The organism is Nocardia sp. NPDC004151 (assembly GCF_042874235.1).
Lineage (GTDB): Bacteria > Actinomycetota > Actinomycetes > Mycobacteriales > Mycobacteriaceae > Nocardia.
The window spans coordinates 72815-85627 of the sequence record NZ_JBIAMR010000012.1 but is presented as its reverse complement, the minus strand read 5'-3'; the positions used below and the strand labels follow the sequence as shown (position 1 = coordinate 85627).

The 12813-nt window shown below is 68.0% G+C and carries 13 protein-coding genes; 11 read left to right on the top strand and 2 right to left on the bottom strand.

Translation table 11 applies throughout. From position 1 onward, the window contains the following. Positions 1 to 6 precede the first annotated feature (6 nt). From ACFYTS_RS25270 to ileS, 9 genes are all read left to right on the top strand, one after another. The gene (locus ACFYTS_RS25270) at positions 7 to 879 is read left to right on the top strand and encodes a cell division protein FtsQ/DivIB (RefSeq protein ID WP_387307588.1); all 873 of its coding nucleotides are present in this window, start codon (positions 7 to 9) and stop codon (positions 877 to 879) included. 322 nt (positions 880 to 1201) lie between these two features. Continuing rightward, complete coding sequence (gene ftsZ, locus ACFYTS_RS25265) at positions 1202 to 2461, top strand: cell division protein FtsZ (RefSeq protein WP_357287431.1); 1260 nt, start codon at positions 1202 to 1204, stop codon at positions 2459 to 2461. A 125-nt stretch (positions 2462 to 2586) separates the two neighbouring features. After that, positions 2587 to 3327: a peptidoglycan editing factor PgeF gene (pgeF, locus tag ACFYTS_RS25260; RefSeq protein ID WP_357287428.1), complete on the top strand. Its 741-nt coding sequence runs from the start codon at positions 2587 to 2589 to the stop codon at positions 3325 to 3327. Further along, on the top strand, positions 3324 to 4097 hold the full coding sequence (locus ACFYTS_RS25255) for a YggS family pyridoxal phosphate-dependent enzyme (protein ID WP_387307785.1): 774 nt from the start codon (positions 3324 to 3326) through the stop codon (positions 4095 to 4097). The genes pgeF and ACFYTS_RS25255 overlap by 4 nt, the downstream gene beginning before the upstream one ends. A gap of 104 nt (positions 4098 to 4201) precedes the next feature. After that, positions 4202 to 4996 carry a cell division protein SepF gene (locus ACFYTS_RS25250; protein ID WP_357287422.1) on the top strand — a complete coding sequence of 265 codons (795 nt, stop codon included), beginning with the start codon at positions 4202 to 4204 and terminating at the stop codon, positions 4994 to 4996. A 227-nt stretch (positions 4997 to 5223) separates the two neighbouring features. After that, positions 5224 to 5526: a YggT family protein gene (locus ACFYTS_RS25245; RefSeq protein WP_213560475.1), complete on the top strand. Its 303-nt coding sequence runs from the start codon at positions 5224 to 5226 to the stop codon at positions 5524 to 5526. Between the two features lie 72 nt (positions 5527 to 5598). After that, positions 5599 to 6429 (top strand): DivIVA domain-containing protein, encoded by an 831-nt coding sequence (locus ACFYTS_RS25240; protein ID WP_357287420.1) that lies wholly within the window; start codon positions 5599 to 5601, stop codon positions 6427 to 6429. Between the two features lie 126 nt (positions 6430 to 6555). Continuing rightward, positions 6556 to 6762 (top strand): hypothetical protein, encoded by a 207-nt coding sequence (locus tag ACFYTS_RS25235; RefSeq protein ID WP_357287461.1) that lies wholly within the window; start codon positions 6556 to 6558, stop codon positions 6760 to 6762. Positions 6763 to 7084: 322 nt separating this feature from the next. Beyond that, on the top strand, positions 7085 to 10240 hold the full coding sequence (gene ileS, locus ACFYTS_RS25230; RefSeq protein ID WP_387307585.1) for an isoleucine--tRNA ligase: 3156 nt from the start codon (positions 7085 to 7087) through the stop codon (positions 10238 to 10240). Positions 10241 to 10534: 294 nt separating this feature from the next. Here ileS and ACFYTS_RS25225 read toward each other — a convergent pair whose 3' ends face one another. Then, positions 10535 to 11131, bottom strand: a complete 597-nt coding sequence (locus ACFYTS_RS25225; RefSeq protein ID WP_387307583.1) for a TetR/AcrR family transcriptional regulator — start codon at positions 11129 to 11131, stop codon at positions 10535 to 10537. A 114-nt stretch (positions 11132 to 11245) separates the two neighbouring features. On the opposite strand from ACFYTS_RS25225, the gene ACFYTS_RS25220 reads away from it, so the two are divergent. Both ACFYTS_RS25220 and ACFYTS_RS25215 read left to right on the top strand, forming a co-directional pair. Further along, on the top strand, positions 11246 to 11509 hold the full coding sequence (locus ACFYTS_RS25220; RefSeq protein ID WP_357287411.1) for a hypothetical protein: 264 nt from the start codon (positions 11246 to 11248) through the stop codon (positions 11507 to 11509). A 245-nt stretch (positions 11510 to 11754) separates the two neighbouring features. Next, positions 11755 to 12306: an NlpC/P60 family protein gene (locus tag ACFYTS_RS25215; protein WP_379106447.1), complete on the top strand. Its 552-nt coding sequence runs from the start codon at positions 11755 to 11757 to the stop codon at positions 12304 to 12306. A 6-nt stretch (positions 12307 to 12312) separates the two neighbouring features. Here ACFYTS_RS25215 and ACFYTS_RS25210 read toward each other — a convergent pair whose 3' ends face one another. Next, positions 12313 to 12726 (bottom strand): organic hydroperoxide resistance protein, encoded by a 414-nt coding sequence (locus ACFYTS_RS25210; protein ID WP_387307581.1) that lies wholly within the window; start codon positions 12724 to 12726, stop codon positions 12313 to 12315. Positions 12727 to 12813 lie beyond the last annotated feature (87 nt).

Sequence of the window (12813 nt, the reverse complement as noted above, 5' to 3'; positions counted from 1 at the left end):
GCGCCGATGGGCTCGGGTGGGGGAGAGCTGGAGCGGCCGGTTCCGGCCGTGGACGACGCCTACGACACGGCCGCGGCCGATAGCGGCACGCGCGGTACCGATTCCGCCGAACCGGCCACCGACGACCCCGGGTCCGCCGAACGCGCGGCGGCCCGCCGGGCCCGGCTCAGACGCGGCCGGGAGCCGCGGGAGTCGCGGATCGCCATCGCCTGGCGGTCGCGTGGGGTACGGATCGGGTTGCTCGCGGGTGTGGTGGCCCTGATCGCGCTCGGACTGGTCGCCTGGTTCACTCCCATGCTGTCGGTGCGCACGGTCGAGGTCGACGGACTGGCCGCGGTGCCGGAAGAGCAGGTGCGGCAAGCCTTGCAGGTGCCCGACGGCCTGTCCATCCTGCGGCTCGACACCGACACCCTGGCCGAACAGGTGTCCCGGCTGCCCAAGGTCCGCTCGGTCCGGGTGCAGCGGGTATTCCCGTCCACGGTCCGGGTGACGGTCACCGAGCGAACCCCGGTGTTGTATTTCGACAGTCCCGACGGCGCCCATCTGCTCGATTGCGACAGCGTGGAATTCGCCATCGAGCCGCCGGGCCTCGGGGTGCCCAAACTGGTGACCGAGCATCCGGGCGGAACGGACCCGGTGACCAAGGCGGCGGTGGCCGTGATGGCCGCCATTCCGATTCCGCTGCGCGATCAGGTCGGCGTGGGAGCGGTTGTGGCCCGCTCGGTTTCGGATATTGCCCTGGAGTTGCGTGACGGTCGCACGGTGCTGTGGGGCGGAACCGTGGATTCCTCGCGCAAGGCCGCGGTGGTCGGACCCCTGCTTTCCCAGCCGGGCAAGGTATTCGATGTTTCGAGTCCGAATCTGGTCACGGTAAAGTGAGCGATACCCATTGGGCCGCCGAAATTTTCGGTGGTTTGCCGGAAGGGCACCGTCGGTTCCGATCCAGGACCGAAGGGCAACCGTCCACGATACGATGCTCGGGTGGGTCGGACGAGGCGAATCACACAAGATTCTGACTCTCGTTTCGGCGCGCCTGCGCCCGTAACGCGGTGGCTGCGAATACCGTTCGGCACCAGTCGGATACTTGACATAACGCTGAAGCTATGGTTGAGGGTTTATCGGACCGAGACCATTGCGTCGTTATATGTCGAGTAACCGAAGACGACACAAGCTGTTTCAGATCGAAGGAAGGCGAGAGCCCATGACGCCCCCGCACAACTACCTTGCTGTGATCAAGGTCGTCGGTATCGGCGGCGGCGGCGTGAACGCCGTCAACCGGATGATCGAGCAGGGACTCAAGGGAGTCGAGTTCATCGCGGTCAACACCGACGCGCAGGCGTTGTTGATGTCGGACGCCGATGTGAAACTCGATGTCGGCCGTGAACTCACCCGCGGTCTCGGCGCCGGCGCCGATCCGGAGGTCGGCCGCAAGGCCGCCGAGGACCACAAGGACGAGATCGAGGAAGTCCTCAAGGGCGCCGACATGGTCTTCGTGACCGCCGGCGAGGGCGGCGGCACGGGCACCGGCGGCGCGCCCGTGGTGGCCTCCATCGCCCGCAAGCTCGGCGCGCTCACCATCGGTGTCGTCACCCGGCCGTTCTCGTTCGAGGGCAAGCGCCGCAGCAACCAGGCCGAGGCGGGCATCCAGGCCCTGCGCGAGTCCTGCGACACCCTCATCGTCATCCCCAACGACCGCCTGCTGCAGCTCGGCGACGCCGCGGTGAGCCTGATGGACGCGTTCCGCTCCGCGGACGAGGTGCTGCTCAACGGTGTTCAGGGCATCACCGACCTGATCACCACCCCGGGTCTGATCAATGTCGACTTCGCCGACGTCAAGTCGGTCATGTCCGGCGCGGGCTCGGCGCTCATGGGCATCGGCTCCGCGCGCGGCGAGGGCCGCTCGGTGAAGGCGGCCGAGGCGGCGATCAACTCGCCGCTGCTGGAAGCCAGCATGGACGGCGCGCACGGCGTGCTGCTCTCCATCGCGGGCGGTTCGGATCTGGGCCTGTTCGAGATCAACGAGGCGGCCTCGCTGGTACAGGAGGCCGCGCACATCGAGGCCAACATCATCTTCGGAACGGTGATCGACGACTCGCTCGGCGACGAGGTCCGGGTTACGGTGATCGCCGCGGGCTTCGACGGCAGCGGGCCCGCGCGCCGCATCGAACCCGCGGTCAGCCGGTTCCCCGGCACCCAGTCGAGCACCGCGAGCGCGAGCGCCGGAAGCGTGAGCCGCAGTTCCGAATACACCCCGGCCCGCGCGGTCGAGCCCGCCCCGGCCGCGCGCCCGGAGCCCGCGCCCGTCGCGCAGCCGATCGCCGAACGCGGTCCGGCCCCGTCCTACAGCGCGCCCCGGCCCGTGGTGGACCCGACGGTGGCGAGCAACAACCGCGGCCACATCCAGCCGCCGGACACCGACGAGTACGAGGTCGACGTGCCGGACTTCATGCGCCGCGGCTGACCCCGGCCGCTGTCACGGAACGCGATTCGAACGCGCCCGCCCGAGAGGGTGGGCGCGTTCGTGTTTCCGGCCGCGATAGCTGTCTGATTCCGGGTTGCCCCGCAGTGGCTACTACCCTCGGTGGCATGACTTCAGCGGCACCTGTTTTCCGGACCAGACGGGTTGTGACGACGCGGGCGGGCGGATTCTCGCAAGCGCCCTACGACTCGTTCAATCTGGGCGACCACGTCGGTGATGATCCGGAGGCGGTGCGGCGCAATCGGGTTCGGCTCGCGGAGAGCATCGGGCTGACGCCGGACCGGCTGGTGTGGATGGAGCAGATCCACGGCCGCACTGTCGAGATCGTGGACGGTCCGCGCACCGAGCCGGTGCCCGCCACGGACGCTCTGGTCACCACCCAGCGAAACCTGGCGCTGGTGGTGCTCACCGCCGACTGCGTGCCGATCCTGTTGTCCGACGACGAGGCCGGGGTGATCGCGGCCGTGCACGCGGGCCGGATCGGCGCACGCATCGGGATCGTGCCGCGGGTGCTCGAGGCCATGGTGTCGGTCGGCGCGAAGCCGGAGCGGATCGGGGCCTTCCTCGGCCCGGCCGCCAGCGGCCGCCAGTACGAGGTGCCCGCGGCCATGCGCGCCGATGTCGAGGCGCATCTGCCGGGCAGCGCGACCACCACCGTCAAGGGCACGCCCGGCCTGGACCTGCGCGCCGGCATCCGGCGGCAGCTCGAGGCCGCCGGCGTCGGCGCCGTCGCGATGGACCCGCGGTGCACCATCGAGGACAAGACCTTGTTCTCCCACCGCCGCGGCGCGCCGACGGGCCGACTCGCCGGTGTGATTTGGATGTCACCCGAGGGGGTTTCAGAATGACCGAAAGTTTCACCGCCGCAGCGGGATCCGATGCGGCGCACGTCACGTCCGGCGGAGGTCGCGTCGCCGAGCTCGAAACGGCTCTGTCGGCACTCATCGAGCGAATCGACGCAGCGTGCGCGGCCGCGGGCCGCGAACCCGGGTCGGTGCGGCTGCTACCGGTGACCAAGTTCTTCCCCGCCTCGGATATCGAGATCCTCTATGACCTGGGCCGCCGGGAGTTCGGGGAATCCCGCGAACAGGAGGCCGCGGGCAAGGTGGCGCGGCTCGGACACCTGTCGCAGATACGTTGGGAGTTCATCGGACGGCTCCAGCGCAACAAGGCGAAAGCCGTTGCACGCTGGGCGGATACGGTCTACTCGGTGGACAGCGAGCGGCTCGCGAGCGCACTCGGGGCCGGTGCGCGGGCCGCGCTGGACGAGGGCGCGCGTTCGGCCCCCTTGCGCGTGCTGTTGCAGGTGTCCCTGGACGCCGATCCGGCCCGCGGCGGCGTTCGCGACGACACGCTGCGCGCGCTCGCCGATCAGGTCGCGGCGTCGGAATCGCTGCAGCTCGCGGGCCTGATGGCGATCCCGCCGCTGGATGTGGAGCCCGACGCGGCCTTCGAGCAACTGGCCCGCATCCACTCTGTACTAACGATTGTTCATCCCGATGCGACAGAACTGTCGGCGGGCATGTCCGGCGACTTGGAGTCGGCCATCCGCCATGGCAGTACGTGCGTGCGTGTCGGTACTGCGCTTATGGGCGCGCGACCGATAACCTCGGCGTAGCAAAGAAACCTCACCAGTCACATTTGAAACATATGCTTGGTGACAGACGAGGACTGAGCAGGACAACACCCCAGGCCAACCGGGGCCGAAGGAAGGTCGACCAGATGAGCACGCTGCACAAGTTCAAGGCGTACTTCGGGATGGTTCCGCTCGAGGATTACGAAGACGATTACGTCGACGACCGCGGAGCCGCCCGGAGCGCCGATGAGCGTGGCCAGCGTCGTCCCCGGCCCTACGCCGAACGCGAGCGTGACTACGACCGATACGGCGAGGACCGTTACGACGACGAGCCGGCTTACGAGCCGTCGTACAAGGCCCCCTACAAGCCGGCCTACAGCACCTCCCGTCGCGACGACTACGCCGACGAGCTGCGTGAGCGCGAGCGCGATCACCGCGAGCGGGACCGCTACGACGCCGACGCCCGCTACGACGCCCCGCGTCGCCCCACCCGCATCGACACCGCGCCGTCCAGCCGCACCCGGTCCATGGGCGGCGGTGCGAGCACCCGCGGCGCGCTGGCGATGGACACCGACGCCGAGCGGCGCATCGAGGAGCTGCGGGAGCAGGAGCGCCGCATCGAGGCGGCCCGCCGTCCCCAGATCTTCGAGGACGGAGGCACCTTGTCCAAGATCACCACGCTGCGCCCGCGCACCTACGCCGAGGCCGCCATCATCGGTGAGCGCTTCCGGGACGGCACCCCGGTGATCATGGACCTGGTCGAGATGAGCAACTCCGATGCCCGCCGCCTGGTGGACTTCGCCGCCGGTCTGGCCTTCGCCCTGCGTGGCTCGTTCGACAAGGTGGCCACCAAGGTGTTCCTGCTCTCGCCCGCCGACGTCGACGTCTCCGCCGAGGAACGCCGCCGCATCGCCGAGAACGGCTTCTACAACCAGAAGTAGCCAGCTGCCGCTGCCGTGGGGAACGGCGGCGTCAGCAGGTGCCGGCGCACACCGCGCCGAACACGCACGGCGGCAGCGCAACGCGCCGCGTCCAGGGGGATGCGACCTAGGGTCGCGGGGGAATCATGGGGGAGAGTCTTGCGGCCATGCCGTGTCAGCGCCGGATGTGACCGGCACGATCCGTGTTTCTGTTTTGCCGATGACGGTTTGTCGGGCAGAGTGGTGCGGTGGCCTTGTTCCAGGTGTTGAACCTCCTGCTGTTCCTCTTCTGGCTGCTGCTGATCAGCCGAGTCATCGTCGAGTTCATCCGCAGCTTCGCGCGCGACTGGCGGCCGACCGGCTTCGTCGTGGTCATCCTCGAGGTGATCTTCACGATCACCGACCCCCCGGTGAAACTTCTGAGGCGTTTGATACCCCCAGTGAATCTTGGGGGAATTCGGCTCGATCTGTCGATTATGGTCTTGCTGTTTATCGTGTTCATCCTCATGTCGATCACGGGCCAGATAGGGCAGTCGGTAGCTCAGGTGTGACAGAATGAGCCGAAAGAATGCTTGCCCAGATCTACCGCTAGATCTCCATACGAAGCGTGAAGGGATCGTTCCATGCCGCTGACCCCCGCCGATGTTCATAACGTCGCGTTCAGCAAACCGCCGATCGGGAAGCGCGGCTACAACGAGGATGAAGTCGACGCCTTCCTCGACCTGGTCGAGCAGGAGCTCTCACGCCTCATCGAGGAGAACGCGGATCTTCGCCAGCGCGTTGCCGAGCTGGACGCGGAACTGTCCGACGCCAAGAAGAACCGCGGCCCCGCGGTCCAGCCGGTGAAGGCCCCGGTCGCGCCGGAGCCCATCAAGGCCGCCCCGCCGGTGCCCCCGGCCCCGATGCCGGCCCCGGTCCCGGTCGCCGCCGTCAAGGCCGAGGCTCCCTCCGCGGACGCGAATCTGCAGGCCGCCAAGGTGCTTTCGCTGGCCCAGGAGATGGCCGACCGCCTCACCTCGGACGCCAAGACCGAGGCCGAGTCGCTGCTGGCCAACGCCCGGGGTAACTCCGAGCGCCTGGTCAGCGACGCTCGCACCCGCTCGGAGGCGATGATCGCCGACGCGCGCCAGAAGGCCGAGGCCATGCTGTCCGACGCGCAGACCCGCTCGGATTCCCAGCTGCGCCAGGCCAAGGAGAAGGCCGACGCCCTGCAGGCCGACGCCGAGCGCAAGCACACCGAGATCATGGCCACCATCACCCAGCAGCGCAGCGTGCTGGAGAGCCGCATCGAGCAGCTCAAGACCTTCGAGCGCGAGTACCGCGTGCGCCTGAAGTCCTACCTGGAATCGCAGCTGGAGGAGCTGGAGAACCGTGGTTCGGCGGTCCCGGTCGACGGTGGCGAATTCGGTCAGGATGCCTCCGGCAACGGCGCACTCCTCAAGGGCAGCAAGTAAAGTCGTAACTACGGCCAGCGTGGCCGGGCCGCTCCGGGTGACCGTCCGGGCGATCCGGCCCCGCCGCCAACCTTTCGAGTCCTCCGATGGCCATCGCCATCGAAGCCCAACGAGGGGGTGGTGCACTTGCTCGCAGTGACGCTCGGGCTAGCCGCTGTCGGTTTCGGCCTGCTGGTGACCGCACTGACCACCGGTTCGGTGATCTGGGCATGGGGCTGCATCATCGTGTGCGTGATCGGCGCGGTGCTGCTGCTCGTCAGTGCGTTGTCCCTGCGGTCCGATGACGAGGACGCGTCCTCGCCGCCACCGGGCGGACGGCACGCCAGGCATTAGCGGCTCACACGAATCGTTTCGGGGCGGGTCCGGGGAATAACCCCTGGACCCGCCCCGCTAGTATGTAGACAGCAGTACGGCGTCGATCCGGCCATCACCGGGGAGCCTTCGGAAGAACGGCGGGACCTGCTCCGAGAGCGGGTATCGCTCACTAGAACCGAACGGGTGAGCCCGTCACAGCTCGCAACGAGAGGCTCGGTCTCGCAAGGGTTTTCGCAGACCCGCGGTCCGGGCAAGCGGGGTGGTACCGCGGTTACGGCGCGCCGAGCGCCGGGATCGTCCCCGTGCCCACGACGCAGGCACGAGGAGACGAGAGGCCGCCATGGCGGACGACAGCAGCACCCGAAGCGCATACCCCCGCGCGGACCTGAGCCGAACCACCGGGCAGGTCTCCTTCCCCGAGCTGGAGCAGCGGGTCCTGGACTACTGGGCCGCCGACGACACCTTCCGTGCCAGCATCGAGAACCGTTCCGAGGCAGAGGAATTCGTCTTCTACGACGGGCCACCCTTCGCCAATGGGTTGCCGCACTACGGTCATCTGCTGACCGGATACGTGAAGGATTTGATCCCGCGTTTCCAAACCATGCGCGGTAAGAAGGTCGAACGGCGTTTCGGCTGGGATACTCACGGCCTGCCCGCGGAAATCGAAGCGGAGAAGCAGCTCGGTATCACGGACAAATCACAGATCGATGCCATGGGCCTCGCGGAATTCAATGCCGCGTGTAAATCCTCGGTCTTGCGCTACACGAACGAATGGCGTAACTACGTGACCCGCCAGGCGCGCTGGGTCGACTTCGACAACGACTACAAAACCCTCGACCTCGACTTCATGGAGTCGGTCATGTGGGCGTTCAAGTCGCTGTACGACAAGGGCCTGGTCTATCAGGGCTTCCGGGTGCTGCCCTACAGCTGGTACGAGCAGACCCCGCTGTCCAACCAGGAGGCGCGCCTCGACGACTCCTACCGGATGCGCCAGGACCCGGCGGTCACCGTCGACATGGTGCTGCGGGTTCCGGCCGACCATCCGCTGCACGGCCTGGACGGCGCCAACGCGCTGATCTGGACCACCACGCCGTGGACGCTGCCGTCCAACCTCGCCATCGCCGTGCATCCGGACGTCACCTACGCGCACGTGCAGGGCAAGGACGGCAAGCGGTATGTGGTTGCCGCCGAGCGGGTGTCGCACTACACCCGTGAGTTCGGTGAGGAGCCGCAGGTGCTGTCCGAGCACTCGGGCGCCGCGCTCGAGGGCCTGAACTACCTGCCGCCCTTCGACTTCTTCCTCGGCCACCCGCGCGCGCACCGCGTGCTCAACGCCGACTACGTCACCACCGACTCCGGCACCGGCATCGTGCACCTGGCTCCCGCCTTCGGTGAGGAGGACATGGATGTCGCCTCCGCCAACGGGATCGACATCGTGCAGCCGCTCGACGCGGGCGGCAAGTTCACCTCCATGGTGCCGCCGTACGAGGGCCTGATGGTCTTCGACGCCAACCCGGTCATCATCAAGGACCTCAAGGCTGCCGGAAAGCTGTTGCGGCACGAGACCATCGAGCACTCCTACCCGCACAGCTGGCGCTCGGGCCAGCCGCTGATCTACATGGCGGTGCCGTCCTGGTTCGTGGCGGTCACCAAGTTCCGCGACCGCATGGTGGAGCTCAACAAGGAGATCACCTGGGTCCCGGAGCACATCCGCGACGGCCAGTTCGGCAAGTGGCTGGAGAACGCGCGCGACTGGAACATCAGCCGTAACCGCTACTGGGGCGCGCCGATCCCGGTGTGGATCTCCGACGACCCGGCGTACCCGCGCGTGGACGTGTACGGCTCGCTCGACGCGCTCGAGCGGGACTTCGGCGTGCGCCCGGACGACCTGCACCGGCCCATGATCGACGAGTTGGTGCGGCCGAATCCCGATGACCCGACCGGGAAGTCGATGATGCGGCGCACCCCCGAGGTCCTCGACTGCTGGTTCGAGTCCGGGTCCATGCCCTACGCCCAGGTGCACTACCCGTTCGAGAACAAGGAGTGGTTCGAGGGCACCTCCGAGGCCTCCCCGCACAGCCCCGGCGACTTCATCGTCGAGTACAACGGCCAGACCCGCGGCTGGTTCTACAACCTGCACGTGCTCTCGACCGCGCTGTTCGACCGCCCCGCGTTCAAGTCGGTTGTGGCGCACGGCATCGTGCTCGGCGACGACGGCCTCAAGATGTCGAAGTCCAAGGGCAACTACCCCGACGTCAACGAGGTCTTCGACCGCGACGGCTCCGACGCCATGCGCTGGTTCCTCATGGCGTCCCCGGTGCTGCGCGGCGGCAACCTGATCGTCACCGAGCGCGGCATCCGCGAGGGCGTCAGCCAGGCGCTGCGCCCGCTGTGGAACGCGTGGACCTTCCTGCAGCTGTACGCCTCGCAGCCCGGCACCTGGCGCACCGACTCGGAGAACGTGCTCGACCGGTACATCCTGGCCAAGCTGGCGGCGACCCGCGACGTCATGACCGACGCGCTCGAGGTCTACGACATCGCCACCGCCTGCGACGAGCTGCGCACCTTCGCCGACGCGCTCACCAATTGGTATGTGCGCCGGTCGCGTTCGCGCTTCTGGGAGGAGGACCGCGACGCCATCGACACCCTGCACACCGTGCTCGAGGTGACGACCCGGCTCGGGGCCCCGCTGCTGCCGCTCATCTCCGAGGTGATCTACCGCGGTCTCACCGGGGAGCGTTCGGTGCACCTGGCCGACTGGCCCGCGGCCGACGTCCTGCCGCACGACGCCGAACTGGTGTCGGCCATGGACGAGGTCCGCACCGCCTGCTCCACGGTGCTGAGCCTGCGCAAGGCCCAGAACCTGCGGGTGCGCCTGCCGCTCTCGGAGGTCACCGTGGCCGCCGCCGACGCGGAACGCCTGCGCCCCTTCGTGGATCTGATCGCCGACGAGGTCAATGTCAAGAAGGTCGACCTCACCGCCGACGTGGCCGCCCACGGCCGCTTCGAACTGGTCGTCAACGCCCGCGCCGCCGGTCCGCGCATCGGCAAGGACGTCCAGACGGTGATCAAGGCCGTCAAGGCGGGGGAGTGGACCGAGGCCGCCGACGGCACCGTGACCGCCGCCGGAATCGCCCTGCTCCCCGAGGAATACACCCAGCGCCTGGTCGCCGCCGAGCCCGAATCCACCGCCGCCCTGCCCGGCAATGCCGGTCTGGTGGTGCTGAATTCGGTGGTCACCGAGGAGCTCGAGGCCGAGGGCTGGGCCCGCGACCTCATCCGCGACCTCCAGGAAACCCGCAAGTCCCTCGGCTTGGACGTCTCCGACCGCATCACCGTGGTCCTCGACGTCCCGGCGGACCGCCTCGCCTGGGCCGAAACCCACCGCGACCTGATCGCGGGCGAGATCCTCGCCACCACACTGACTTTCGGCGCGGCCCCCGCGGACGCGTCCGAGATCGTCGGCGGCGTCAAGGTCTCGATCACCAAGGCCTGACCGAGTTCACCCGATCGCGGCGCGGACCTTCGGGTCCGCGCCGCTGTCGTATCGGTGCGCTGTCGTGTCGCGCCGATCCGCGTCCCGGCGGCGCCCGAATGACCAAACATGGAGGGCGCGAACAGATACCGTCTCGACGATCCGCGGAACCGGCTCGAGGTGATCGTGCGCGCTGTGGCAGCCTCCGGTGAAGAAGCGGTCATCACTGACGGCGGCAGCGCGACGTCGGTCATCATCACGGTCGCCGATGACGGGCGACCGCACGAGCATGCCGACAGGGTTGATGCCCTGCGCCTAATCTCGGGGACGCAGGCCCTCGAGGACGGGCTCGACCAGGGTCGGGACGTCGAGTAGCTCGCCCGCGCCGAGGAGGAAGCGCAGATACACCGGGCCGTAGAGCATGTTGGTCATGGTCAGCAGCGGGAGATCGTCGCGAATCTGCCCGGCGCGCATGGCGGTTTCGAGTCGGCGGCCGGCCATGCGGGCGCGGGGCTCGATGAAGGTCTCACGGACCATCTGGAGGAGCTTCGGGTCGTTCTGGGCCTCGGCGATGACACCGCGGTAGACGCAGCCGGCGTCGCCGGCGAGCATGCGTGACAGGGCGGTGATCTGGGTGGTCAGGTCGGCGGCGATGTCGCCGGTGTCGGGAAAGTCGGTGGCGGAACCGACCTGGTCGTTGATGGCCTCGAGAGCGATCGCGCCCTTGGAGGGCCACCAGCGGTAGATGGTCTGTTTGCCGACGCCCGCGTGGGAGGCGATGGCCTCGATGGTGAGCTTGCCGTAGCCGTTGCGCACGGCGAGTTCGAAGGTGGCGTCGAGGATCGCCTGATGGGACTTGGCACTGCGCAGTTCGGGGTTGGGCGGCGGGGGCATGGGTCCAGCATACGCCACGAACGAGACGGTACGTCTCGTCTTGACAGGGTCCGGGCGGCGGATTACCTTGCTGAATGAGACGAGACGGACCGTCTCGCCTGAGAATGGGAACACGGTCGTTAGGAGCGAACAATGACCACCATCACCACCCCCGCCGCTGTCACCGCCACCCCCGCCGCCATGCCGTCGGTGCACCGGCGCGCGCTGATCACCTGGCTGGCCGTGTACCCGACCATCACCCTCGCGCTGGCCCTGCTCGGCCCCGAGATGGGCGGGCTGCCGGTCTTCGTGAAGACGCTGATCCTGACCGTGATCGTGGTTCCGGTCTCGGCGTACCTGCTGGTTCCGCTGCTGATGAAGGCCAACCAGCGGCTGACGGTGTGGGCGCGGCGCTGACTCGGCCGTGTCGCGGGACTTCAGCAAACATGGAGCGCCTCCCCGATCGGGGAGGCGCTCTTTTGTTATGTGGGGTCTGAATCGGTTGACCAGGAGTTTCTTCGGGAAGAGTGCCTACGGCTCGAGACACGCCAGCCGTGGTTCCCTTGTGGCTGCTGTGGCGGGTGCGATAGAACGGCTATCAGCTAGCTAACCGATCGTCTTCACAGCTGTTCCCGCGGAACCACCGATGAAGGGGCGCCCCTATGGCTCGCAAGCGGCTCGGCAGGCTCAGAACCTTGGCCACGACGGTGGCCGCGATGGCGATGACAGGGGCGATGTGGGCGGGCGCCGCGCACGCCGACACCGGGTCGGGGGGCTCGGGCTCCGCGTCCGGATCCTCCTCCGGCAGCGGGACCGGATCGTTCTCCGGAAGTGCCAGCGGCTCGGCGCAATTGCCGATCGCGAGTCCGCGGGCCATGGCCGCGCTCGCGCTGGCCGGCACCCAGACCGGCAAGCCCTACGAGTGGGGCGGTACCGGTCCGGACGCCTGGGACTGCTCGGGATTGGTGCAGTGGGCCTTCCGCAGCGTCGGCATCAATCTGCCGCGCACCACCTGGCAGCAGGCCGAGGTCGGCCTCGAGGTGCCGTTCGGGGCGCTGCAGCCCGGGGATGTGCTGATTCTCAACGATGACGCCTCCCACGAAGGGATCTACGCGGGCGGCGGCAACGTCTTGAACGCGTACAACTGGGGTGTGCCCGTCGGATTGACGCCCTTGAGCGAGTTCGACATCTACACCATTCGCCGATTCTTCTGAATCGCCTTACTCGACAACCAGTTCCACGGGGATGTTGCCCCGGGTGGCCTTGGAGTACGGGCACACCTGGTGAGCGGCCTCGACCAGTGCGTGGCCCTGCTCGTTCTGGAGGTCCTCGGGCAGTTCCACGTGCAGCACCACGGAGATGCCGAAGCCGGTCTCGTCGTCCTTGTTCAGGGTGACGTCGGCGGTCACCGAGGTGTCGCCGAGCTTCACGCCCTGGGTCCGGGCCACCGCCTGCAGCGCGCCGGCGAAGCAGGCCGAGTAGCCCATGGCGAAGAGCTGCTCGGGGTTGGTGCCGTCACCGCTGCCGCCCGCCTCCTTGGGCTGGGCGAGCTTGAGGTCGAGGTAGCCGTCGGAGCTGACCGAGCGGCCCTCGCGGCCGACGGAGGTGGCGGATGAGGTGAAGAGTGCGGGCATTGATATCTCCTAGACAGACTTGTCTGTTCACGTCCGGGTCCCAGGGTAGACAGATCTGTCTGCTATCGTCAATACATAGCCCCGATC

Coding starts and splice junctions, on each gene's coding strand:
- ACFYTS_RS25270 (WP_387307588.1), top strand. CDS start 7: ATGGGCTCGGGTGGGGGAGAGCTGGAGCGGCCGGTTCCGGCCGTGGAC.
- ftsZ (WP_357287431.1), top strand. CDS start 1,202: ATGACGCCCCCGCACAACTACCTTGCTGTGATCAAGGTCGTCGGTATC.
- pgeF (WP_357287428.1), top strand. CDS start 2,587: ATGACTTCAGCGGCACCTGTTTTCCGGACCAGACGGGTTGTGACGACG.
- ACFYTS_RS25255 (WP_387307785.1), top strand. CDS start 3,324: ATGACCGAAAGTTTCACCGCCGCAGCGGGATCCGATGCGGCGCACGTC.
- ACFYTS_RS25250 (WP_357287422.1), top strand. CDS start 4,202: ATGAGCACGCTGCACAAGTTCAAGGCGTACTTCGGGATGGTTCCGCTC.
- ACFYTS_RS25240 (WP_357287420.1), top strand. CDS start 5,599: ATGCCGCTGACCCCCGCCGATGTTCATAACGTCGCGTTCAGCAAACCG.
- ileS (WP_387307585.1), top strand. CDS start 7,085: ATGGCGGACGACAGCAGCACCCGAAGCGCATACCCCCGCGCGGACCTG.
- ACFYTS_RS25220 (WP_357287411.1), top strand. CDS start 11,246: ATGACCACCATCACCACCCCCGCCGCTGTCACCGCCACCCCCGCCGCC.
- ACFYTS_RS25215 (WP_379106447.1), top strand. CDS start 11,755: ATGGCTCGCAAGCGGCTCGGCAGGCTCAGAACCTTGGCCACGACGGTG.
- ACFYTS_RS25210 (WP_387307581.1), bottom strand. CDS start 12,726: ATGCCCGCACTCTTCACCTCATCCGCCACCTCCGTCGGCCGCGAGGGC.